At 51.2% G+C, this 22,045-nt stretch carries 21 protein-coding genes; 7 read left to right on the top strand and 14 right to left on the bottom strand.

The genetic code is table 11. From position 1 onward, the window contains the following. Positions 1–122 precede the first annotated feature (122 nt). Positions 123–338, top strand: coding sequence for an osmotically-inducible lipoprotein OsmB (gene osmB, locus CMR03_RS01355; RefSeq protein WP_063879760.1), 216 nt, complete (start codon positions 123–125; stop codon positions 336–338). A gap of 78 nt (positions 339–416) precedes the next feature. Here osmB and yciH read toward each other — a convergent pair whose 3' ends face one another. The 5 genes from yciH to pgpB form a co-directional block, all read right to left on the bottom strand. Next, on the bottom strand, positions 417–740 hold the full coding sequence (yciH, locus tag CMR03_RS01350; RefSeq protein ID WP_096010533.1) for a stress response translation initiation inhibitor YciH: 324 nt from the start codon (positions 738–740) through the stop codon (positions 417–419). Then, entirely contained in the window at positions 737–1,450 is a 714-nt protein-coding gene (gene pyrF / locus CMR03_RS01345) for an orotidine-5'-phosphate decarboxylase (RefSeq protein ID WP_096010532.1), read from the bottom strand. The genes yciH and pyrF overlap by 4 nt, the downstream gene beginning before the upstream one ends. 190 nt (positions 1,451–1,640) lie before the next feature. Next, entirely contained in the window at positions 1,641–2,810 is a 1,170-nt protein-coding gene (lapB, locus tag CMR03_RS01340; protein WP_063879763.1) for a lipopolysaccharide assembly protein LapB, read from the bottom strand. A gap of 6 nt (positions 2,811–2,816) precedes the next feature. After that, the gene (locus CMR03_RS01335; protein ID WP_063879764.1) at positions 2,817–3,128 is read right to left on the bottom strand and encodes a LapA family protein; all 312 of its coding nucleotides are present in this window, start codon (positions 3,126–3,128) and stop codon (positions 2,817–2,819) included. A gap of 129 nt (positions 3,129–3,257) precedes the next feature. Further along, the gene (gene pgpB / locus CMR03_RS01330; RefSeq protein ID WP_096010531.1) at positions 3,258–4,022 is read right to left on the bottom strand and encodes a phosphatidylglycerophosphatase B; all 765 of its coding nucleotides are present in this window, start codon (positions 4,020–4,022) and stop codon (positions 3,258–3,260) included. Positions 4,023–4,250: 228 nt separating this feature from the next. Between pgpB and ribA the strand changes: the two genes are divergently transcribed. Further along, positions 4,251–4,844, top strand: coding sequence for a GTP cyclohydrolase II (gene ribA, locus CMR03_RS01325; RefSeq protein WP_063879766.1), 594 nt, complete (start codon positions 4,251–4,253; stop codon positions 4,842–4,844). Between the two features lie 31 nt (positions 4,845–4,875). Here ribA and acnA read toward each other — a convergent pair whose 3' ends face one another. The 5 genes from acnA to topA form a co-directional block, all read right to left on the bottom strand. Beyond that, positions 4,876–7,557 (bottom strand): aconitate hydratase AcnA, encoded by a 2,682-nt coding sequence (acnA, locus tag CMR03_RS01320; RefSeq protein ID WP_096010530.1) that lies wholly within the window; start codon positions 7,555–7,557, stop codon positions 4,876–4,878. Between the two features lie 403 nt (positions 7,558–7,960). After that, on the bottom strand, positions 7,961–8,140 hold the full coding sequence (locus tag CMR03_RS01315) for a hypothetical protein (protein WP_074181022.1): 180 nt from the start codon (positions 8,138–8,140) through the stop codon (positions 7,961–7,963). A 3-nt stretch (positions 8,141–8,143) separates the two neighbouring features. After that, positions 8,144–8,302 (bottom strand): YmiA family putative membrane protein, encoded by a 159-nt coding sequence (locus CMR03_RS01310; RefSeq protein ID WP_074181023.1) that lies wholly within the window; start codon positions 8,300–8,302, stop codon positions 8,144–8,146. A 495-nt stretch (positions 8,303–8,797) separates the two neighbouring features. After that, the gene (gene cysB / locus CMR03_RS01305) at positions 8,798–9,772 is read right to left on the bottom strand and encodes an HTH-type transcriptional regulator CysB (protein WP_063879768.1); all 975 of its coding nucleotides are present in this window, start codon (positions 9,770–9,772) and stop codon (positions 8,798–8,800) included. A gap of 191 nt (positions 9,773–9,963) precedes the next feature. Beyond that, positions 9,964–12,561, bottom strand: coding sequence for a type I DNA topoisomerase (topA, locus tag CMR03_RS01300; RefSeq protein ID WP_096010529.1), 2,598 nt, complete (start codon positions 12,559–12,561; stop codon positions 9,964–9,966). 369 nt (positions 12,562–12,930) lie between these two features. Here topA and CMR03_RS01295 point away from each other — a divergent pair, with 369 nt between their 5' ends. Further along, positions 12,931–13,179, top strand: coding sequence for a YciN family protein (locus tag CMR03_RS01295; RefSeq protein WP_096010528.1), 249 nt, complete (start codon positions 12,931–12,933; stop codon positions 13,177–13,179). 27 nt (positions 13,180–13,206) lie between these two features. Here CMR03_RS01295 and sohB read toward each other — a convergent pair whose 3' ends face one another. Further along, positions 13,207–14,253: a protease SohB gene (gene sohB, locus CMR03_RS01290; protein ID WP_096010527.1), complete on the bottom strand. Its 1,047-nt coding sequence runs from the start codon at positions 14,251–14,253 to the stop codon at positions 13,207–13,209. A 173-nt stretch (positions 14,254–14,426) separates the two neighbouring features. On the opposite strand from sohB, the gene CMR03_RS01285 reads away from it, so the two are divergent. The 3 genes from CMR03_RS01285 to CMR03_RS01275 all read left to right on the top strand — a co-directional run bounded on the left by CMR03_RS01285 (position 14,427) and on the right by CMR03_RS01275 (position 17,638). After that, complete coding sequence (locus CMR03_RS01285) at positions 14,427–15,188, top strand: YciK family oxidoreductase (protein ID WP_096010526.1); 762 nt, start codon at positions 14,427–14,429, stop codon at positions 15,186–15,188. After that, entirely contained in the window at positions 15,188–15,778 is a 591-nt protein-coding gene (gene cobO, locus CMR03_RS01280) for a cob(I)yrinic acid a,c-diamide adenosyltransferase (RefSeq protein WP_063879773.1), read from the top strand. The genes CMR03_RS01285 and cobO overlap by 1 nt, the downstream gene beginning before the upstream one ends. Positions 15,779–16,324: 546 nt before the next feature. Then, the gene (locus tag CMR03_RS01275) at positions 16,325–17,638 is read left to right on the top strand and encodes a CitMHS family transporter (protein WP_096010525.1); all 1,314 of its coding nucleotides are present in this window, start codon (positions 16,325–16,327) and stop codon (positions 17,636–17,638) included. A gap of 93 nt (positions 17,639–17,731) precedes the next feature. Here the strand turns inward: CMR03_RS01275 and rluB are convergent, their stop codons facing one another. Next, positions 17,732–18,616, bottom strand: coding sequence for a 23S rRNA pseudouridine(2605) synthase RluB (gene rluB / locus CMR03_RS01270; protein WP_063879775.1), 885 nt, complete (start codon positions 18,614–18,616; stop codon positions 17,732–17,734). A gap of 1,182 nt (positions 18,617–19,798) precedes the next feature. Between rluB and CMR03_RS01265 the strand changes: the two genes are divergently transcribed. Beyond that, complete coding sequence (locus tag CMR03_RS01265; RefSeq protein ID WP_096010524.1) at positions 19,799–20,440, top strand: hypothetical protein; 642 nt, start codon at positions 19,799–19,801, stop codon at positions 20,438–20,440. 5 nt (positions 20,441–20,445) lie between these two features. Here the strand turns inward: CMR03_RS01265 and CMR03_RS01260 are convergent, their stop codons facing one another. Together CMR03_RS01260 and rnm are read right to left on the bottom strand one after the other, a co-directional pair. Further along, positions 20,446–21,066, bottom strand: coding sequence for an L-threonylcarbamoyladenylate synthase (locus CMR03_RS01260; protein ID WP_063879777.1), 621 nt, complete (start codon positions 21,064–21,066; stop codon positions 20,446–20,448). A gap of 9 nt (positions 21,067–21,075) precedes the next feature. Beyond that, positions 21,076–21,963 carry an RNase RNM gene (gene rnm, locus CMR03_RS01255; protein WP_096010523.1) on the bottom strand — a complete coding sequence of 296 codons (888 nt, stop codon included), beginning with the start codon at positions 21,961–21,963 and terminating at the stop codon, positions 21,076–21,078. Between the last annotated feature and the right edge of the window lie 82 nt (positions 21,964–22,045).

Here is a 22,045-nt window from a genome sequence, read left to right as displayed (position 1 = left end):
CCATGGTGTCTGGCGTTTTTATACCAAAAGGGATGCGGTAATAATGCGACACATGCGGCCTGAAAAAATTTCACAGCTATACTTACTGTGTTGCCTCTGCATACACAATAAAGGAGAAGTTTATGACAATTACAATGAAAAAAATGACCGCTGTTGTATTAGCAACCACGCTGGTTATGGCGTTAAGTGGCTGTTCAAACTGGTCTAAGCGTGACCGTAACACCGCAATCGGTGCAGGTGCCGGTGCAATTGGGGGTTCTGTATTAACCAACGGCAGCGCGCTGGGTACCGTCGGCGGTGCAGCAGTGGGTGGTATCATCGGTCATCAGGTTCACTAAGAACCGCATTACAATAAATAATAACGGCTACGCAGCGCATCTACATAACAAGCCGGGCTACTTTGTAGCCCGGTTTTTTTATCCACCCGCCAGTTTGACCTTCATCCCTTTGGCTTCCAGCAGGCTTTTTAATAAGTCACGTTTGTCGCCCTGAATTTCAATCACACCCTCTTTTACCGCGCCGCCGCAACCGCATTTTTTCTTCAGTTCAGCGGCCAGCTGATTCAACGCTGATTCATCCAGATCCACGCCGGTAATAAGGCAAACGCCCTTGCCTTTTCGTCCGCTGGTTTGGCGCTGGATACGGACAATTCCGTCGCCTTTAGGACGTTCTGCCTTTGGCTCGGACTGAGTAAGGCGACCTGCGTCCGTAGAATAGACTAAAGGGTTATCACGGCTCATTTTACCGTCTCCAAATCCTGCAGTAGCGCCTTAAGCGTCGCTGCGGGGTCCGCGGACTGAGTAACAGGACGTCCTATTACCATATAATCCACGCCAGCAAGCCGGGCCTGCTGCGGCGTCATGACGCGACGTTGATCCCCTGCGTCACTACCCAGGGGCCGGATTCCTGGCGTAACCAGCGTGAAATCATGACCGATGACCTGTTTGAACCGCGCGGCTTCCTGTGCCGAACAGACCACGCCATCAAGTCCGCATTCGTGCGTCAGTTTTGCCAGTCGCTCAGCCTGCTCTGCGGGTGACATGGTGATGCCAAGGCCCAATAAGTCATCGGCATCCATGCTGGTCAGGACGGTAACGGCAATCAGCAAAGGCGCCTGCTGACCAAATGGCAGCAGCGCTTCACGGGCGGCATTCATCATACGTGCCCCGCCGCTCGCGTGAACGTTCACCATCCAGACACCGAGATCGGCGGCGGCGGCAACCGCACGAGCGGTGGTATTAGGGATATCGTGAAATTTCAGGTCGAGAAAGATGTCGAATCCACGCTGCTGCAGGGTTTTCACAAGTTGCGGGCCAAACAAGGTGAACATTTCTTTGCCCACCTTCAGGCGGCAACTGCCCGGCTCTATCTGATCGACAAAGTGCAGCGCGCTATTCATATCGTGGTAATCAAGCGCCACTACCACCGGCGAAGTCTGGGATAAGGCCATGCTATTTCCTCTGCAGTAGGCACCTGCTGGCGCGTTAGACAAACGGCACGCATTCTACCTGCCTGCTTTTCGCATCACAATCCCTGTTGTTCTGCTAAGCGATATGCGCACGGAGCTGGACTGTTATTTTGAATAAACGCCGATAGTATGTTGTAACTAAAAAGCAGCGACCGACGCCAGCGCTTCGGGGCTATTGTCCATCGAGTCCGCGAATCGGTTTAACGGATGACCAGGTCCGGCATGAAGGACAGTGCCAGTAAAGCGCATGCGCCGTGAAGCCGCATTTGTGGCAGCGATAGCGTGGCTTGGTGCGGATTTGTTCGCCAACCAGATCGCGCAGCACCATCAGGCTTTCTTTTGCACGCCCATCTTCTGCCTCGTGCAGGTGAAACTCCATCAGGCGATGAAAGACGCGCATATTGGGGTGACGTTGTAACTGATGATTAATGTAGTTTTGCGCGGCTTCGGCGCCCTGCTGCCGCTCCAGAATCTCTGAAAGATAAAGCTCCGCTGCAGCACCTGTATTCTCGTCAACACAACGCTTAAGGAATTCTGCCCAGGCATCAGGCTGGTTGAGGCGCTGAAAACACGTCTCCAGCATTGGAAGCGTTTCACTGACCAGCTCTTTATCCTGATCCAGAACGCGCTGCAAATGCTCGACGGCTTTTGCGTACTCCCCTTTTTCCATCAGGATACGGCCCATCATAATAGAGACGCGGGCGCTCTGCCGATCGGCCGACTCCCCTTTTTTCAGCAGCGTCATGGCTCTGTCGAGGTCGTCGCTGCTCATCGCCTGCAGGGCGAGTTCACAATAAAAATGGGCAATCTCACCTTTCTGCCGGTCTTTACCCAGCTTCACCAACCGCTCAGCGACGTCAATAGCCTGCTGCCAGTCGCTGGTCGCCTGATGGATAAGCAGAAGTTGTTGCAGCGCGCCAATACGAAAATCCGTCTCATCCGTCAGCTGTTTGAACATGTCTTCGGCACGGTCGTAAAGGCCTGCCGCCATGTAGTCCCGCCCCAGTTGCTGAATCGCTAACAGGCGCTGTTCGTAGCTCAGTGATGCGCTTTCCATTAAGGACTGATGGATGCGGATCGCGCGATCAACCTCGCCCCGGGAACGGAACAAATTGCCAAGCGTAAGGTGGGCTTCAACGGTGCCGCTGTCTTCCTTGAGCATATCAAGGAACAGGTCGACCGCTTTATCTTGTTGATTGGAGAGTAAGAAGTTTACCCCCGCCACGTAATCACGCGACAGGCGGTTTGATTCCTGTTGCTTGTCCTGCTGCGCACTGCGTCTGCCCATGTACCATCCATAGGCAGCGGCGACAGGAAGTAACAGAAACAGCAGCTCTAACATGGAGGCTTATTCCTGCACAGCCGGCGGCAGCGGTTTACCACTTGTGCCTGGCGTGCTCTGATCGACCTGCGCCTGCAGACGCTTAATTTTACGCTGCGCATTGGCAAGAGAGACGCGAATACGTAACCAGAAGAGCCCACAGATAACCCATCCCAGCAAAAAGCCAACACCAAAAAGGGTTGCCAGTAAGGTGGAGATACGGAAGTCGCCCTGCGCCAGCAGATAGTTAAAGGTGATAACCTGGTCGTTGTGCGCGCCAAGGGTCACGGAAATGATAAAAATGACCAAAACCACTAAAAAAATCAGCAAATATTTCACAGTGCATCCCGTTGTGAGGTAGTCGAAAAGAATTATGCCAAAATTACGGCAAAAATACTGCTCCTGGCAGCATCAGATGACGCGCTTTTGCTCAATCTCAAGATAAAGATATGGTGCTGAATGTTGCAATTACAATCCTTGCTCCCGTTCAGCGACCTCTTGCTGTTCTTCTGGCGGCAAGCTCAGTGGGCCACAGAAGCGTTGGGCGAGCCAGGTCGCCAGGACAACAAACAGCCAGGAAATGAAAGTGGCAACGGCCAGATCGCGCGGCCAGTGCATACCCAGCAGCAAGCGACTGCCCATTACGGCCACAGCCCAGACGCCGACAAGCACGATGGTTTTATAATGCCGACGCGGCCATAACAAACCGATGACCAGCAAGGCCCAACTGGCGGCAAACATGGTATGTCCGGATGGGAAAGCAAAACCCGTTTCAAACGCCCAGTGTTTTTTCAGCCAGCCGGGAATGTGCGACTCATCCGCGATCAGCTCGGTGACGCGCTGGCCACGTTGCTCGCGGCTCAACTGGTAAAAGGTCTTATCATCCAGCCCATGGGTTTTCTCCAGCCAGACAACATAAGGGCGCGGTTCCTGCACCTGCTCTTTGATAAAGGATTTCGTGTACTGGCCGGCTAAAATCGTAGCGTTCATGATCAACAGCAGCAGCAGCGCCGGTTTAAGCCTGAAACGCAGGCACCACATCACCCAGGCACTTAACACCAGGCTGGTCAGCATGCCCCAGGGCCGCGTTACCGTTTCCGTCATCCAGAACAAGATTTTAAGAAACGTATTACTTTCGCCAGGCTGCCACTGCCAACCGGACAAGCCGACCGCAACAGGCATAATGAGCAGCAGCACCATTCCGGCCAGCGTACGTTGAAAGATGTTAACCATCCCTTTTCCTTTCTCCTGGTGAAAACCTATAACAAAAGCATAACTTTAGCTTAAAAAAGAATAACATAACCTTTTCAGATTAGATAATCGTGCTTTATCACAACAATCGTTTACACAGATTAACAGCCTGCCTCGCGGTTGTGGCACAATATTCCTCGTTTGTCAGGCCGCATCGGCCTGTGCACTATTATGATGATAGTGCATCCTTTGAGGGTTCTGGAGAGTCACATGCAGCTTAAACGGGTGGCAGAAGCCAAACTGCCAACGCCATGGGGAGATTTCCTGATGGTAGGTTTTGAAGAACTGGCAACCGGTCATGACCACGTTGCTCTGGTCTTTGGCGATATTAATGATAATCAACCAGTGCTGGCTCGCGTCCATTCCGAGTGTCTGACTGGCGATGCGCTGTTCAGTTTGCGTTGCGATTGTGGCTTCCAACTTGAAGCTGCGCTGAATGCCATTGCGGAAGAAGGCCGTGGTGCACTGCTTTATCACCGCCAGGAAGGTCGCAACATTGGCCTGCTGAATAAAATTCGTGCCTATGCTTTACAGGATAAGGGATACGACACTGTTGAAGCCAATCATCAGTTGGGTTTTGCCGCTGACGAGCGTGACTTCACCCTGTGCGCGGATATGTTCAAGTTACTCGGCGTGAATGAAGTTCGTCTGCTGACTAACAATCCGCGCAAAGTCGAGATTCTCAGCGAAGCCGGGATTAACATTGTTGAGCGCGTGCCGCTGGTGGTGGGGCGCAATCCTGAAAATGCGCACTATCTTGATACTAAAGCAGAAAAAATGGGCCATCTGTTGCCTAAGTCCTGAATGAAACAGCCGGGTCGCCCCGGCTGTCTTATTAGTTAAGCATGTTGCGAATGACGTAGTGCAGGATGCCGTCGTTGCGGTAATAGGTCAGCTCATTACCGGTATCAATCCGGCAACGCGTATCCAGCGTCTCTTTACTGCCATCAGCTCGCGTTAACGTAACCGAAACGGTACATCCCGGCTTAAGCTGAGACAGATTTTCTACGTCCACCGACTCATCCCCCTTCAGACCCAGGGTTTTACGCGTGACACCCTGTGGGAATTCCAGCGGTAAAATGCCCATACCAATCAGGTTGGAACGGTGAATACGCTCAAAAGATTCGGCGATAACCACGCGAACGCCTTGCAGACGCGGCCCTTTCGCGGCCCAGTCACGGCTGGAACCCGACCCGTACTCTTTCCCCGCAATCACTGCCAAAGGTACGCCCTCAGCCTGATATTTCATCGCAGCATCGTAAATGGCCAGTTGTTCACCGCTGGGATAGTGTTTGGTATAGCCGCCTTCAACGCCGGGCACCATTTCATTTCGAATACGGATGTTGGCAAACGTACCGCGCATCATCACTTCGTGGTTGCCGCGACGTGAACCATAGGAGTTAAAATCATTGCGCTCAACGCCATGCGACAGCAGATAACGACCCGCCGGACTTTCGGCTTTAATGCTACCGGCAGGCGAAATGTGGTCGGTGGTAACCGAATCGCCAAGGATCGCCAGCAGGCGCGCGCCATGAATATCTTTAACCGGTTTAGGTTCTTTCTCCATGTCATCAAAGAAAGGTGACAGACGAATATAGGTGGAACCTTCATCCCAGTCATAGGTTGCTGCTTCACTCACCTTGATTGCCTGCCACTCTGGCGTGCCGTCAAAGACCTCCGCGTACTCCTTATGATACATATCGCTGGTCACCTGCTGTACGGCGGTCGCAATCTCTTCAGGTGACGGCCAGATATCTTTCAGGAAGACCGGCTTGCCATCACGATCCTGTCCAAGCGGTTCGGTTTGCAGGTTGATCTTCATATTACCTGCCAGCGCATAGGCGACCACCAGCGGTGGAGAGGCCAGCCAGTTGGTTTTAATCAACGGATGAATTCGCCCTTCAAAGTTGCGGTTGCCCGACAGCACCGCCCCCACCGTCAGGTCGCCTTCTTTAATCGCAGACTCAATTTCATCCGGCAACGGACCCGAGTTACCAATACAGGTGGTACAGCCGTAGCCCACCAGGTTGAAACCCAGTTTATCAAGGTGCGGCGTAAGCTGCGCGACGGCCAGATAGTCGGACACCACTTTGGAGCCCGGTGCCAGGGACGCTTTCACCCACGGCTGACGTTTTAAACCACGCTCTACCGCTTTTTTCGCCAGTAAGCCTGCGGCCATCAGGACGCTGGGGTTAGAGGTATTGGTACAGGAGGTGATCGCCGCAATAGCTACTGCGCCATCGGTCAGCGTATGCGTCAGCCCGGTTGCACTGTCGGTGTACTCAACCTGCTTATGTGGTTTTTGTGCGTGATTGACTTCAAGTTCATTACTGGCGTCAAAAGCGGCAGGCACATCGCCAAGCGACACACGATCCTGTGGGCGTTTAGGACCGGCAAGGCTTGACTCTACCTCATTCATATCCAGCGCAAGGCTGCTGGTGAAAATAGGCTCGTCGCCAGCGTTTCGCCACAGGCCCTGACGTTTAGCATAGTGTTCGACTAACGCCACCTGCTCCGCATCGCGGCCGGTTAACGTCATATAGCTCAGCGTCACTTCATCAACCGGGAAGAATCCGCAGGTCGCGCCGTATTCTGGTGCCATGTTAGCAATGGTCGCGCGGTCGGCCAGCGGCAGGTCAGCCAGACCATCGCCATAGAACTCGACGAACTTGCCGACGACGCCATGTTTACGCAACATTTGCGTAACGGTCAGCACCAGGTCGGTCGCGGTAATACCGGCGCGCAGTTTACCGGTGAGTTTGAAACCGACCACGTCGGGAATCAGCATGGAGACGGGCTGCCCCAGCATGGCGGCTTCGGCCTCTATCCCGCCCACGCCCCATCCCAGTACGCCAAGGGCATTAATCATCGTGGTGTGAGAATCGGTGCCGACTAACGTATCGGGCCAGGCATAGTTTTCGCCGTTAATTTTTTGTTGCCAGATAGCTTTACCCAGGTATTCCAGATTCACCTGGTGACAGATACCGGTACCTGGTGGTACGACACGAAACTGGTCAAAGGCCTTTTGGCCCCAGCGTAGAAAAACGTAACGTTCGTGGTTACGTTCCATTTCCAGGCGCACGTTCTCTTCAAAAGCCTCATCGTCGCCAAAATGGTCCACTGTTACCGAGTGGTCGATAACCAGATCGACAGGTGAAAGTGGATTCACTTTCGCCACGTCACCACCGAGGCGATTAACCGCTTCGCGCATGGCGGCAAGATCGACCACCGCCGGCACACCGGTGAAGTCCTGCATTAATACACGTGCCGGACGGTAGGCAATCTCGCGATCGGCATGGGCTGTTTTCTGCCAGTCGACGAGAGCCTGGATATCCTCTGCCGTAACAGAGTCACCATCCTGCCAACGTAACAAGTTTTCGAGCAGGACTTTCATGGACTTGGGCAAGCGGTCAATGTTGCCCAGATGTTGTGATGCGCGAGGTAGACTGAAGATGTGATAGTTTTGATTATCTACCTGCAGTGTTTCCTGACTCTGCTCGCGTAGTGTTAACGACATAGCTCCTCCTTTATAATCATGGTCTTTAAACCTCAGAGACAACAAGGTTTAGTATAAAGATAGACCACTTTTCTGTTAACGTTTTGATTACAACACCAATTGCTACAATCTGACGCAAACAAAAATGCCTCGTAAAATTACGAGGCATTTTTTATAAACCGGAATCGTTATATTACAGGGCAGCCCAAAACGCGGTCATCCACACGGTAAAGGAGAAAGCATAGGCACTGAACCAGGTCATTTTAATCATATTCATAAGATTACTCCTGCGCCGAATGGGCAATAAAAAGCCGTACAACCATCCTTTTTATGGGATGTCATCGTTTATACTGTGTGTGAAAAGGGCTTAATTAAGCAGCCTGAATGACAGAAGATGTGTCTAAAAGAAAAGAGCGATGTTTAATTATTTTGCTTTCGGGTCCAGAAAAGACTCGATGAAATTACGTTGATGATCGTTTAAATCCCAGTTTTCGGGGATAGACACTTTTTCCGCCTTTGCAACCGGCTCTTTTGCTTTGTAGCCAGAGAGACGGTGCTGACGAGTGGTGGTCGTGTGCTTATGGCAGAGTGCGTTTGCCCACATGGCTTAACCCCAAATGCGCCAAATCATTAATGCTACAACAACCCAGAACAGCGCTGAGGCAGCGAATACAGTCAACCAGGCGTTGCGACGAGTGTTACCTGAGCGCTTAACCTTGGTGCTTTTAACCGGGAAACCCGGGTCTACAGTCAGTCTCGTAGTCATAGTTTTTGATAATCACTCTCAACAAAACGATTGATAACATCGATTAAGATTTAGGAAGAATCCTAAACCCGTTAAGGCCAAAAATCCAGTAATTTTTATTGCACAAAACGATTAACGCAATTTATCAAAACGGTTAAAATTACTTAAGTAACGATTAATTACTTATTATTAATAAACCTGAATCGCGGTCACAAAAATTTGAGTTAATTTAACTTTAGATCCAGCCATAACTAAACACCCCTTTCTGCAGCCCCTGAATAAACGCTTTACCGTCAAGGCTTAACTGGAGTATGGGAATTATCCTGGCGAGTCGCAAAGATATCACGTCAAAAATGTGTCGTAATTCGCATTTAAGATACAGCAAACTTTAAACATGTGATCGACACAGCATTAACAAAAAAATAATAAAACTTTTCAACCTAAGCATGGCGCTAACGTTCAAACAAAAAAAAGGCTGCACTAAGCAGCCTGAGACTAATGGATTGCACCTACCGGTTACTTAAACGGCAGCTTTATGTCCTTAAACATGGCTTCAATATCGTCGTTAGAACGCAGCGCCACCGCCGTATCCACCACATCGCGCGTCAGATGCGGCGCAAAGCGCTGGATAAAGTCATACATGTAGCTACGCAGGAAGGTGCTGCGGCGAAATCCAATCTTGGTAGTGCTGTTGATGAAGATTTCAGAGGCTTCAATTCTGACCAGATCTGGATCAGCGACAGGGTCCACTGCCATGCTGGCGATAACGCCGACTCCTAATCCCAGCCGGACGTAAGTTTTTATCACGTCCGCATCTGTCGCGGTAAAGACGATACGCGGCGTCAGGCCCGCGCGCATAAAGGCGGTATCCAGCTCTGAGCGTCCGGTAAAACCAAAGGTGTAAGTGACCAGCGGAAAATCGGCCAGTTCCTCAATGGTCACCTGCCCTTTGCCTGCCAGGGGATGATCGGGCGTGACGACAATAGCCCGGTTCCAGTGATAGCACGGCAGCATGATCAAGTCGTCGTACAGGTGCAGCGCTTCTGTGGCAATCGCAAAATCGGCATTACCCTTTGAAACTGCCTCGGCAATTTGCGTCGGTGATCCCTGATGCATATGCAGTGAGACGCGCGGATAGCGCTCGATAAACCCTTTAATCACGCCGGGCAGTGCATAACGTGCCTGCGTATGGGTGGTTGCCACATACAGCGAGCCTTTATCGGGCCAGGTATGTTCACCGGCCACGGACTTAATCGCATCGACTTTAGAGAGCACTTCACGGGCGATACGAATTATTTCTTCACCCGCCGGCGTCACCTGGGTGAGATGCTTACCGCTGCGGGCAAAAATTTGTACGCCAAGTTCATCTTCCAGCATACGCACCTGTTTACTGATCCCAGGCTGCGAGGTGTAAAGACCTTCTGCTGTCGACGAGACATTAAGATTGTGGTTAACGACTTCTACGATGTAGCGCAACTGCTGTAATTTCATATCTGTTTTTATCCTGGTCGGTTACAGAGTCGCATCCCCGGCTGACGTACTGTCGCCCAGGCGGGTGAAGTATGGCTGAGCAGTAAGAAGGGATCGGAAATGCTATAACCACTATAGCATTTTAAGTACCACTGTAGAACGGATTGATATAAGGCAAGAAAAAGGCCAGCGGGCGCTGGCCTTTAGGGGAATTACTTTTTCGCTTCCTGCCACTTACCGTCAATATAGAACGCTGACCATCCTGTGGCTTTGCCTTCTTTTTCGGAAGCAACATACTGCTGTTTGGTTTTGCGGCTAAAACGGACCAGGGTTTTATTCCCGTCCGGATCGGTCGCTGGCGCCTCAGCAAGGTATTTCAACTTCTCAGGCAGGCGATCGTGGAAACGTTGCAGTTCCTCAACCAAGGGTGCCCGGGTTTCGCGTGATTTTGGAAACGTGTTGGCGGCCAGGAAAACACCTGCAGCACCATCACGCAACACGAAATAGGCATCCGACTTCTCGCACGGCAGTTCAGGCAAGGGTACCGGATCTTCTTTCGGCGGCGCGACATCACCATTGCGTAATATCTTGCGCGTGTTTTTGCACTCATCATTGGTACAAGCCATGTATTTACCAAAACGCCCCATCTTCAGGTGCATTTCAGAACCACACTTTTCACACTCAACAATGGGACCGTCATAACCTTTGATTCGGAACTCGCCCTCTTCGATTTCATAGCCATCGCATTCAGGGTTGTTACCACAAACGTGCAGTTTGCGTCCGTTATCAATCAGGTAGCTGTCCATGGCCGTACCGCATTTCTCGCAACGGCGACGTGCACGTAACGCATTGGTTTCAGCATCATCGCCTTCCAGAATATTCAGGACTTCATTTTCAGGAATCAGATTGATGGTTTGCTTACAGCGCTCTTTGGGCGGCAGTGCATAACCTGAGCAACCAAGGAAAACCCCGGTGCTGGCAGTGCGAATGCCCATTTTGCGGCCACAGGTTGGGCAGTCGATGGTCGTTAATACCATCTGGTTAGGCTGCATCCCACCTTCTTCGGGATCTTTTTCCGCCTGTTCCAGCTGCTGACTGAAGTCAGAGAAGAAGCGATCGAGCACCGCTTTCCATTCCGCCTGATTGTTAGCGACCTCATCGAGGCTGCTTTCCATATGCGCGGTAAAATCGTAATTCATCAGCTCGCGGAAGTTTTCTTCCAGGCGATCGGTGACGATTTCACCCATTTTCTCAGCATAAAAACGGCGATTCTCAGACCTGACATAGCCGCGATCCTGAATGGTGGAGATAATGGCAGCATAGGTTGACGGACGACCAATACCGCGCTTTTCCAGTTCTCGCACCAGGGAGGCTTCACTGAAGCGCGCCGGTGGTTTGGTAAAGTGCTGGCTTGGCAACAACGCCTGCAGACTCAGTTCGTCACCCACGTTAACCGGCGGTAATGTGCGATCTTCATCGTTCTTACGCAGTGCCGGCATAACTTTGGTCCAGCCATCGAAACGCAGCGTACGCCCTTTCGCTTTGAGTTTGTAATCGCCCGCGGCTACCGTCAGCGTGGTCGAATCATACTGTGCAGGCGTCATCTGGCAGGCAACAAACTGACGCCAGATGAGCTGATACAGCTTCTGTGCATCCGCTTCCATGTCTTTAAGTTGATCGGCCACAACCTCTACATCAGAAGGACGAATCGCTTCGTGCGCTTCCTGTGAATTCTCTTTACTGGCAAAGGTATTGGCATTGTCCGGCAGATATTTTTTACCGAAATTGCCGTCGATATAGCCGCGAACCATGGAAACCGCATCCTGACTCAGGTTGGTCGAGTCAGTACGCATATAGGTAATGTGGCCCGCTTCATAGAGTCGCTGTGCCATCATCATGGTTTTTTTTACGCCGAAGCCCAGGCGCGTACTGGCGGCCTGCTGCAGCGTGGAGGTGATAAAAGGTGCGCCAGGCTTGCTGCTGGTTGGCTTATCTTCACGATCGGTAACCTCAAAACGCGCTTTTTCAAGCAGCGCCAGTGCGGCATGTGTCTGTTCGTGATTGACCGGACGGAAGGGTTTATCACCCGCGTGGGTGACCTCCATCGCCAGGTCGTCGCCCTTCGGTGTGGTCAGGTTGGCGTTGAGTTCCCAGTACTCTTCAGGAACGAAGGCTTTGATCTCGCGCTCGCGCTCGACCACTAATCGCACGGCAACCGACTGAACGCGACCGGCCGATAAGCCACGGGCGACTTTTTTCCACAACAAAGGGGAAACCATATAACCCACAACACGGTCCATAAAGCGACGGGCCTGTTGCGCATTCACACGGTCAATATTCAGCTCGCCCGGCGTTTCAAAGGCCTGACGAATCGCGTTTTTGGTGATCTCATTAAACACCACGCGGCTAAAGCGTTTGTCATCGCCACCGATCACTTCCCGCAGGTGCCAGGCAATGGCTTCCCCTTCGCGGTCAAGGTCCGTTGCGAGATAGATGTGGTCAGCGTTCTCGGCTAAAGCCTTCAGTTCAGCAACCACTTTCTCTTTATTTGGCAGAATCTGATAGTCCGCTTCCCAGCCGTGATAGGGATCGACGCCCATACGACTGACCAGTGCGGCCTTCTCGTCCTTCTTTACTTTTTTGACTTTTTTATCTGTCGAGGTTTCAGCACTTTTTTTGGCGGTTGAACCACTGGTCGGCAGATCCCGGATATGGCCCACGCTGGATTTCACCACGTAGCCACTGCCGAGGTATTTATTGATTGTTTTGGCCTTTGCCGGGGACTCAACAATAACGAGTGCTTTACCCATATTTACCTTTACCTAATGAATACGTCCTGCTCTACGGGAGAGGATTGGATGCCCAAAAACCCATGAGGTTCACTTTTGCTACGCCTGTTTTTCATTTCAGGTCGTGGGGCTCAATCTCTGGTCAGTGAAAACAGCTCATGCAACGTTATGATAAAAATCGCTTTTTCTCCCTGACTTAATCGCACTTCCCGGTGCAATATCCCTAGAATCTGAAACGCCCACACTGTACCTGATAAAATCTGTTACGCAACTTAATTAGCATCTGCTGTGAGTAAAGCCGCTTTTTTACCCCTCACGGCGGTTTGTCGAACAACGCGGTACGCAAGTAATATAGAAAGAATTAACAGACTGTCAAAAAGGAGCCGACACATGCACAATCAGACCCAGGGTATTTCATCTCAGGCACTACTGGAGATCGCCAATAGGCTGCTTGTACAACATGATGATTATCTCGCCGACATCAAAGCCGATGCGGTCAGTCAACAGGGTGATGTCCTCGTTTTCCGTGGCCCCTATTTTTTGGATGCGCAAGGACTGCCAACGGCAAAAACCACTGCCGTCTTTAATCTCTTTAAACACCTCGCGGTTGAACTGTCGCCCCGCTACCACCTGATATAAAAAAACCCGGCCTTGGCCGGGTTTCCCTTATAACAGCGGTTTGTCACCGCGTTGCCACCACTTCAGCATTAAGCGTTCCAGGACATGCCCCGCGCTATGAGTCAGGCGATCAATCCTTGAACGGCGGCGCACATAGTTAACCCCGAGCACGGTAAATTTATCCATATGCTGAATAATAAGGTCGTCACTGGTAGAGATACGATCGACCAGGCCCAGCGTCAGGGCCTGGCGTCCGTACCAGTGCTCACCGGTTGCCACCTTGTCAATATCCAGTGACGGGCGCATTTCATGCACGAACTGCTTAAACAGCAGATGCGTTTCATTCAGATCCTGCTGGAACTTTTCCCGCCCTTCTTCCGTATTTTCACCAAACAGCGTCAGAGTGCGTTTATACTGACCCGCCGTATGTAGCTCAACATCAATGTCGTTACGCTTAAGCAGACGGTTAAAGTTGGGGATTTGCGCCACGACGCCAATCGAGCCGATGACCGCAAAAGGGGCGGAAACGATCTGGCTGGCAACACAAGCCATCATGTATCCTCCGCTGGCGGCCACTTTGTCAACGGCAGCGGTGAGGTTTAAGCCGGCATCCCGCAGGCGTTGCAGTTGCGACGCCGCCAGACCATAACCGTGTACCATGCCACCAGGGCTTTCCAGCCGCAGTAGCACTTCATCACCCGGCTGGGCAACGGCGAGTACCGCAGACACTTCTTCACGTAATGACTTAACTTCGCTGGCATCGATACTGCCATTAAAGTCCAGAACGTAAAGCGTGGGTTTAGTGGTTTCCTGGTTGCCCTGCTTCGCTGCGCGTTTCTCTGCTTTGGCCTTTTGTTTTTCGGCCTTTTTATTGTTTTTTAACCACAGCTTTTGAGCCTGAGGTTTCATTTTCTCAAGCTGCAGCTCTTCTTTCATTTTGGTGTAGTCATCACCCAGTCGCGTCAGGCGGAGTTGCCCACTCTGATGACGTTTGCGCTGTGCGGCGTTAACAACAATCATTACGATAGCTGCAATGGCAATCACCACCGTCACCGCTTTTGCTAAAAACAGTCCATAACTCAAAAGAAGATCCATCGTGTCGCCTTATTAAACAGAGGATTACTGACAAACGGTTAGTTTAACTGGTTTATCCAGACCCGTCGCCTGAAATGCCAGCACCTGGCACAGAATGTACTTATTGCCAATTGCGTCATGGCATGAATTGAGGCATAAAGCGTGAAACCCTCACGTTGCGGGAGGCTCCCAACATGCACTATCAACCTAAAAATGATCTACTCGCGAATCGCCTGATTCTTGTCACCGGTGCTTCTGACGGCATTGGCCGGGAAGCGGCCCTGACCTACGCTCGCTATGGGGCTGAAGTCATCTTACTGGGCCGTAGCGCGGAAAAGCTGCAGCACACCAAAGAGGCGATTGGCCAGTTGAATCAGCGCCCGGCGCACGCGGTGGTATTTGATTTGTCTGATGCAACGCCAGAGCAGTGCCATCAACTGGCCGGGCAACTGGCGCAACAGTTTTCGCATCTGGATGGCGTATTACATAACGCCAGCATTTTAGGAGAAATCATGCCGCTGGCGGACCTTGATCCGCAGGTTTGGCAACAGGTCATGAAGATTAACGTTGATGCGACCTTTTTCCTTACCCAGGCCCTGCTACCGCTGCTGTTGAAATCAGAAAGTGGATCGCTGGTCTTCACCACCTCCAGCGTGGGCCGTACCGGTCGTGCGGGATGGGGCGCTTATGCGGTATCAAAATTTGCGACCGAAGGCATGATGCAGGTGCTGGCAGATGAATATAAAAACCACGCGTTACGCGTCAACTGCATCAATCCCGGCGGCACGCGCACAAAAATGCGCGCCAGTGCGTTTCCGCAGGAAGATGCCAGTAAACTTAAAACGCCTGCCGATATTATGCCGCTCTACCTCTATTTAATGGGTGACGACAGTCGCCGTAAAACCGGTATGAGCTTTGATGCTCAGCCAGGCAGAAAACCCGGAGCAGCTGAATAATGACGGACGAACGCCACCAGCAACGTCAGCAACGTTTAAAGGAACAGGTGGATGCCCGCATTGCCGCAGCCAGTGAAGTCAGAGGTATCCTGATGGTATTTACCGGCAATGGCAAAGGCAAAACCACCGCCGCTTTTGGCACCGCGTTACGCGCCTGTGGACATGGCAAGCGCGCCGCGGCCATCCAGTTTATCAAGGGTGAGTGGCCAAATGGCGAGCGCAACATGCTGGAACAGCACGGTGTTGAGTTTCAGGTGATGGCTACCGGTTTTACCTGGGAGACACAAAATCGCCAGACCGATACCGATGCCTGCCTTGCCGTCTGGCAGCATGCGAAGCGCATGCTGTGTGATAGCAGCCTGGATCTGGTGATTCTTGATGAAATCACCTACATGGTCAGTATGGATTATCTGCCCCTTGACGAGCTGGTCACTGCCCTAAAACAGCGCCCTGCTCAGCAAAGCGTGATTATTACCGGCCGTGGTTGCCATCGCACCCTGCTGGATATGGCTGATACCGTCACGGAAATGCGGCCAGTGAAACATGCTTTTGACGCCGGTATTCAGGCCCAGCAGGGAATAGACTGGTAACCTTATTACATGCTATTCAGCAAAGGTCAGACGGGATGCCTGTCTGACCTGCATCTTTTCGGCATAAATCTGTAAACCTGATCGTCAGCCTGTCACCCGATCGTTACATGAGCCTCTTGCCCAATACCGTTAAACCCTCGTCCGTCGCACCTCAGAATTCCGCTTGCCGCGAGCGCGCTGTTGGGTCGGTTTCGGCAAAAATGCGATCTCTGACGCGCCTGTTTACTCCAACCTGCCAGCCATAAATGTAAATTTTCGATTACGCTTTACGCGCCCTTTCCAGTTTCCGTTACCTGAAATTGACCGCCATGATTTACATCAGTCATTGATCACAATCACATAATGCCCGGTGAACGGTCGCAAAAACCGATCGGGATCACTCTTCTATGTTAAAAAAATGATAAAAAAAATTTAGCTTTAATATCATCTCTTTGTGCATGGTTAATCAAAACAAGAGGTTAACCATTAACACGCTAAGTAAATCCATAAATTATTATCTTGTTCGATAACAATTGAATAACTTTTGCCAATGAGAGGGCTGTTATTTTGTTGACCATACTGGGCTTTACGATGGTTGTTTGTTTCATGTATCTGATCATGACCAAACGCATGTCAGCGCTGATAGCGCTAATTCTTATTCCCACCCTGTTCGCTTTGCTGGGTGGTTTCTACCAGGGGCTGGGTGCCATGATGCTGGATGGGGTGAAAACCCTGGCACCTACAGGCGTCATGCTCACCTTCTCGATTCTCTATTTCGGCCTGATGATTGATGCTGGCCTGTTTGATCCACTGGTGCGTTTTATTCTTAAAATCGTGCGGGGCGATCCGCTTAAGGTGCTGGTTGGTACAGCGGTACTGACGCTGCTGGTCTCACTGGATGGTGACAGCTCAACCACCTATATGATTGCTATTGCCGCGTTCCTTCCCCTCTACCGTAAGCTGGGCATGAATGTGCTGGCGATGACCTGTCTGGTTAACCTTGCCAGCGGCATCATGAACCTCTCTCCCTGGGGCGGACCAACGGCACGTGCCGCTGCCGCGTTGCGAATTGACGCACTCGACATTTTCATACCGATGTTGCCTGCCATTTTTATCGCCTGTGTTGCCCTTGTGGGCCTGGCCTTCATGTTTGGCTTGCAGGAGCGTAAACGCCTGGGCGTGATGAGCATCAGCGACCATCATCTGGATAATATTGAGTTGGGGCTGGGTGATGCTGAAGAGTGTGCAGCCAATCGTCGGCCTAAAATGTTCTGGCCAAACTTTGTTCTGACTACGGTGCTGCTGGTCCTGTTGGTTATTGGTGCCATGCCCATTCAGATCCTGTTTATGCTGGCCTTCGCGATTGCGGTGATGCTGAACTATCCAACGCTGGAAGAACAAAAGGCCCGTATTGGTTCCCATGCCAGTAATGTGCTGGCCGTGACGGCGCTGATTTTCGCTGCAGGTATCTTTACCGGTATCCTTTCGGGAACCGGTATGGTGGATGCCATGGCGAAAAGCCTGTTGGCCTTTATTCCACACAGTTTTGGCCCCTATCTCGCCGTGTTCACCGCCTTAATCAGTCTGCCTTTTACCTTTTTTATGTCTAACGATGCCTTCTATTTTGGCATCCTGCCGGTGATTGCCCAAACGGCGGCCAGCTACGGTATTTCCGCAGAGGAAATTGCCCGGGCCTCCATTGTGGGTCAGCCTTTCCATTTACTGAGCCCGCTGGTTCCGTCGGTCTATCTTCTGGTCGGTCTGGCGAAGGTGGATATCGGTGACCACCAGCGTTTTGCCATTAAGTGGGGAATTTTAATCAGCCTGGTGCTGATGGCCGGTGGGTTAATTACCGGTGCGTTTCCGCTGTTTCACCGGTAAGCCGTTGTCACCTGAACAGTGAGAAAACACAAAAGCCGCAACGATCATCGTTGCGGCTTTTTTAGTGAATCTGTTCTGACGTGCAAACCGATATCAGGTTGCGTTACGCTTACTGCCGGGGTTACGGCGGGCAGGTCTGCCACTGGTCTGACTGTGGCGCTTCACGGCCCGACGGATCTGATTGGCCTTGGTACGGCGACGGTCTTTCTCGACAGCCAGTTTGGTGACGGTTTCATCATCCATCCCCACCATGTTACGCAGATAATTGACCGCAGACAGATCAAGCTCCATCCAGCCACCGCGTGGAACGCCTTTTGGCAACGTGATATCGCCATAACGAACACGCATCAGTCGGCTCACCTGGACGCCCACGGCTTCCCACAAGCGACGAACTTCACGGTTCCGTCCTTCGGTCAGCGTCACGTTGTACCACTGGTTGATACCTTCACCACCGGCAAAGCGCAGCGTTTTGAATGCGGCGGGGCCATCTTCAAGCTGCACGCCTTTGCTGAGCTGCCGAATTTTGTCGTCATCAACCTGACCAAATACGCGCACCGCATATTCGCGTTCCACTTCACGGCTGGGATGCATCAGGCGGTTAGCCAGTTCGCCATCTGTGGTAAACAGCATCAACCCGCAGGTATTGACGTCAAGACGACCCACGGCAATCCAGCGCGAACCGCGCAACCGTGGCAGTCGATCAAAGACCGTTGGACGCCCTTCCGGATCGCTGCGTGTGCAGAGTTCACCTTCTGGTTTGTAGTAGGCCAGTACGCGACAGACTTCCGTTGCAGATTCCGCAATAGAAACCAAATGACCGTCAATACGGATCTTCAGGGCTTTGCTGTTTTCGATGCGATCGCCAAGCGTGGCCAGCTTACCGTCAACGCTAACGCGTCCGGCAGCGATCATCGTTTCAATTTCACGACGCGAACCGTGACCGGCACGCGCTAAGACTTTTTGTAACTTTTCGCTCATGGAGCTACCTCATTGTCGCCTTCCCAGGCGTCGGATGGATTAGGAATTTAACCTTAAAAATCAATGGGTTATATTTTCCTGTTGGCCCCATTATACAGGATGTCCCTCGTAATGTAACCCGTATTATGGCGTTGCCCTGACACGCACCGCGGGCAGGCAGCTATCCTGATGGAATCCACCTTCTGCAGCGCTGGCGCGCATTCGTCTGGCAGCAGACCCTGCCAGATATCAGCGGCAGGCATAATTATAATAATGAACGCGCTGTACTCAAAGAATCGAGATTGTCCTCGCCACCAACAGGACATGTTGTGAAGCACAAAGCCTCAGGAAACGCTTTATAGCTTCACGTTTCATCAATTTTATCTGCCTTATTGTGGTGAAATGGCGCTCTGATGACCGATAAATTGCCTCAACAGCAAAAAGTAACGCTTTGTTACTTAATTCAAGTTAATGTTTCACCGTCAGCAGTTTTAGATAATGTTGCCGTTAACCCTTCTTAGAGAATTCGCATTAAAAAGATTTGTATTTAATGATTTCTACGCTATGGGTTTATCGCGAAACATTAAAAGCCGAGTAAAAGTGTCGTAAGCAGCGCAAATATAGTGGTGAGAAAAGTTTATTTTTACAGGCGGAATGTCATTTGAGTTAATTTAAAAATGCAGAAAACCACACTTAAGCCAAATATTTATTTTTTTAATCATCCGCAGGGTGGGCTTTGCACATTGACCGCACTTTACCGCCGCTTTCCGTCGCATCTTTACTTGATAATTCATAGAGTAACCCACAATAAAGTTGTACAAGAAAAAACATGTTGTACAATTTTAATTATTGCGGGATACTGTGCGAAATAATGCCACCTGGCCGACTCACTTTTGGTCAGACGGCTGTGTCGATATTCGCTCTCTCATTACAATAAATTTACATTAAAAAAAATGGACTGGCGGCAATCTCAGCCGATAACCATTATACGACCTTTTTAGCAGCCCTAATCTAATAAGCATACAGACGACGCAACGTTTCAAACGGCGCTGTATGAAAAAGCCGCTAACTGGTTGTTATTAAATATATATACACCGGCGCATCAGGAATATTTGCGTTAATACGGCTCACGATGAGCTTTAATTTGCATGTCTTGAATCTTCACCAGGGATTTTACTGACATGCTCACCTGAAGACACCACTATGCAAAAACAGTTTGTGTGCGCAGCGTTATTGACGCTGGCTCTGAGCGGTTGTTCTGTGGGCCATACTGAGTACAGCCGTACGGCGATGCAGCATGTTGATATGAGCGTGACAGGCATCCCTACCATTCTTGGTTTAGGTACATTAGGCACCAGCATTCCTTTAACGCCCGACTACAGCCTGACCGCCGCTCACGTGGCAAAATTCGCTGTGCAGCGCGTGAAGTCTTATCACCCTTATTGCGATCTCGCGATTATTTATCATAAGAATCCGCCAAATACACTGACTCAATTCCGCAGCACCGATATTGGCGATGCGGTAAAAATGTATGGATACAGCTATATTTCGGCGCTGCCCGTTGAGTCCAAAGGGGTAAATCTGGCGCGCACGGCAATACGTAATTCCTGGAATAAAAGCCCGTGTATTGCCATGGCCTCTAATGCGGGAGTCGTTCAGGGCATGTCCGGCGGCGGCGTCTATAATAGCGACGATACTTTGGGTGGGGTTATCGTAGGTTACTCAGATGCAATTAAAAATGGCCGTAGCGGGAAAGTGATTTTAAAAGATGTTTCACTCTATATCCCTTACGGCCAGTTCAAAAACTGGTTACAGGCGACGATTCCCGTCACCCGTAAAACCTGAGTGGGTTACAGAAAAGGTTTCACATCTCCCACACCTTCACGGACGACTTCAGGTGCATCACTGGTGAGATCAATGACGGTGGTGGGCTGCTGTCCAAGCGTGCCACCGTCGATAATCAGATCGACCTGCTTGCCAATACGCTGTTGAATATCTTCCGGATCAGATTCCGTGAAGTCATTACCCGGCAGAATTAACGACGTCGACATCATGGGTTCGTTCAGCACCTCAAGCAGGGCAAGTGCTACCGGATTCGACGGTACGCGTAATCCAATCGTTTTACGCTTTTCATTCATCAAACGACGCGGCACTTCTTTCGTCGCCTTAAGAATAAACGTGTAATTACCCGGCGTGTTATTTTTAAGCAGACGGAAAGCGCTGTTACCCACCTGAGAATAAACAGACAGTTCAGATAAATCACGGCACATCAGCGTGAAATTATGATGACCGTCCAGCTGACGAATGCGACAAATTCGCTCCATCGCTCCTTTCTCTTCCAGCCGACAACCCAGGGCATAGCCAGAATCCGTTGGGTAAACAATCACGCCGCCTTTATTAAGGTACTCTACGGCCTGGTTAATCAGGCGTGGTTGTGGATTATCTGGATGAATATGAAACAGTTGACTCATAGAAACCTCTTATCCCCTTTCCGTACATTCCACTGCGGGTGCCAGTGCGGGAAAACGTTCCCAGACCGGTTCTACCGCCGCAGGTAGCCACAATTTGCGGCCCAGTTCAATCCACGGGCAGGGTTGATGAAAATCAGAACCTTGCGATGCAGCCAGATTGTTATCTCTGGCATATTGCGCTAACTGCGTGCGCTCAGCGGGTGCCTGCTGACATTGTGCGACCTCGATCGCATCCCCGCCAGCAGCGCTAAAACTGGCAATCAGGCGCTTTAGCCATTTTGCCGACAATCCGTAGCGTCCCGGATGTGCCAGCACGGCACAGCCACCAGAATGGTGAATCGCATCAATGGCTTGATTAATTGTACACCATTGCGGTGGGACGTAGCCCGTTTTGCCCCGCGCCAGATAATTTTTAAACACCTGCGCCATGTTATTCGCTTTGCCCAGATCGACCAGATAGCGGGCAAAATGGCCGCGCGTAATCATTCCCCCCTCGGCTAAGCGCTGCGCCCCTGCCAGTGCGTCAGGGATCTGCGCTTTATCCAGCCGTTCAGCAATGCGCTGTGCGCGCTCCAGTCGCGCCGTATACTGACCCGCAAGGAACTGGGTCATCACCGGATGCTGGATGTCGATGTTTAACCCGACAATATGAATTTCATGATTTTCCCACAGCGTTGAAATCTCAACACCGGCTAAAATCTTTATGGGCAGTTGCTGATTCAGTACGGCCTGCTGCGCCTCAGGGATACCCGCGACGGTGTCGTGATCGGTAATTGCCAGCACCCCGACGCGCATGTCTACTGCGCGCTCAACCAGTGCCTGCGGCGACAACAATCCATCGGAAGCCCGCGTGTGACTATGAAGATCGTAAAGCGGAAAACGGGCGATATCGCTCAAAACAACTCCTGCTGGCTACTGATCGGGTCAGCATAATAACGATTTTATCGGCCACTGAAAAAGTGTATTGACATTTTTGTCA

This window comes from Pantoea allii, from assembly GCF_002307475.1.
Classification (GTDB): domain Bacteria; phylum Pseudomonadota; class Gammaproteobacteria; order Enterobacterales; family Enterobacteriaceae; genus Pantoea; species Pantoea allii.
This window is presented reverse-complemented; position numbering and strand designations above follow the sequence as displayed.

Bases quoted from the DNA above. Each gene is read 5' to 3' on its own strand.
- CMR03_RS01260 (WP_063879777.1), bottom strand. From the start codon at position 21,066: ATGAGTCAACTGTTTCATATTCATCCAGATAATCCACAACCACGCCTG.
- cobO (WP_063879773.1), top strand. From the start codon at position 15,188: ATGACGGACGAACGCCACCAGCAACGTCAGCAACGTTTAAAGGAACAG.
- osmB (WP_063879760.1), top strand. From the start codon at position 123: ATGACAATTACAATGAAAAAAATGACCGCTGTTGTATTAGCAACCACG.
- lapB (WP_063879763.1), bottom strand. From the start codon at position 2,810: ATGTTAGAGCTGCTGTTTCTGTTACTTCCTGTCGCCGCTGCCTATGGA.
- CMR03_RS01315 (WP_074181022.1), bottom strand. From the start codon at position 8,140: ATGTGGGCAAACGCACTCTGCCATAAGCACACGACCACCACTCGTCAG.
- CMR03_RS01310 (WP_074181023.1), bottom strand. From the start codon at position 8,302: ATGACTACGAGACTGACTGTAGACCCGGGTTTCCCGGTTAAAAGCACC.
- pyrF (WP_096010532.1), bottom strand. From the start codon at position 1,450: ATGGCCTTATCCCAGACTTCGCCGGTGGTAGTGGCGCTTGATTACCAC.
- CMR03_RS01265 (WP_096010524.1), top strand. From the start codon at position 19,799: ATGCAAAAACAGTTTGTGTGCGCAGCGTTATTGACGCTGGCTCTGAGC.
- pgpB (WP_096010531.1), bottom strand. From the start codon at position 4,022: ATGGTTAACATCTTTCAACGTACGCTGGCCGGAATGGTGCTGCTGCTC.
- CMR03_RS01285 (WP_096010526.1), top strand. From the start codon at position 14,427: ATGCACTATCAACCTAAAAATGATCTACTCGCGAATCGCCTGATTCTT.
- acnA (WP_096010530.1), bottom strand. From the start codon at position 7,557: ATGTCGTTAACACTACGCGAGCAGAGTCAGGAAACACTGCAGGTAGAT.
- cysB (WP_063879768.1), bottom strand. From the start codon at position 9,772: ATGAAATTACAGCAGTTGCGCTACATCGTAGAAGTCGTTAACCACAAT.
- topA (WP_096010529.1), bottom strand. From the start codon at position 12,561: ATGGGTAAAGCACTCGTTATTGTTGAGTCCCCGGCAAAGGCCAAAACA.
- sohB (WP_096010527.1), bottom strand. From the start codon at position 14,253: ATGGATCTTCTTTTGAGTTATGGACTGTTTTTAGCAAAAGCGGTGACG.
- yciH (WP_096010533.1), bottom strand. From the start codon at position 740: ATGAGCCGTGATAACCCTTTAGTCTATTCTACGGACGCAGGTCGCCTT.
- rluB (WP_063879775.1), bottom strand. From the start codon at position 18,616: ATGAGCGAAAAGTTACAAAAAGTCTTAGCGCGTGCCGGTCACGGTTCG.
- CMR03_RS01295 (WP_096010528.1), top strand. From the start codon at position 12,931: ATGCACAATCAGACCCAGGGTATTTCATCTCAGGCACTACTGGAGATC.
- ribA (WP_063879766.1), top strand. From the start codon at position 4,251: ATGCAGCTTAAACGGGTGGCAGAAGCCAAACTGCCAACGCCATGGGGA.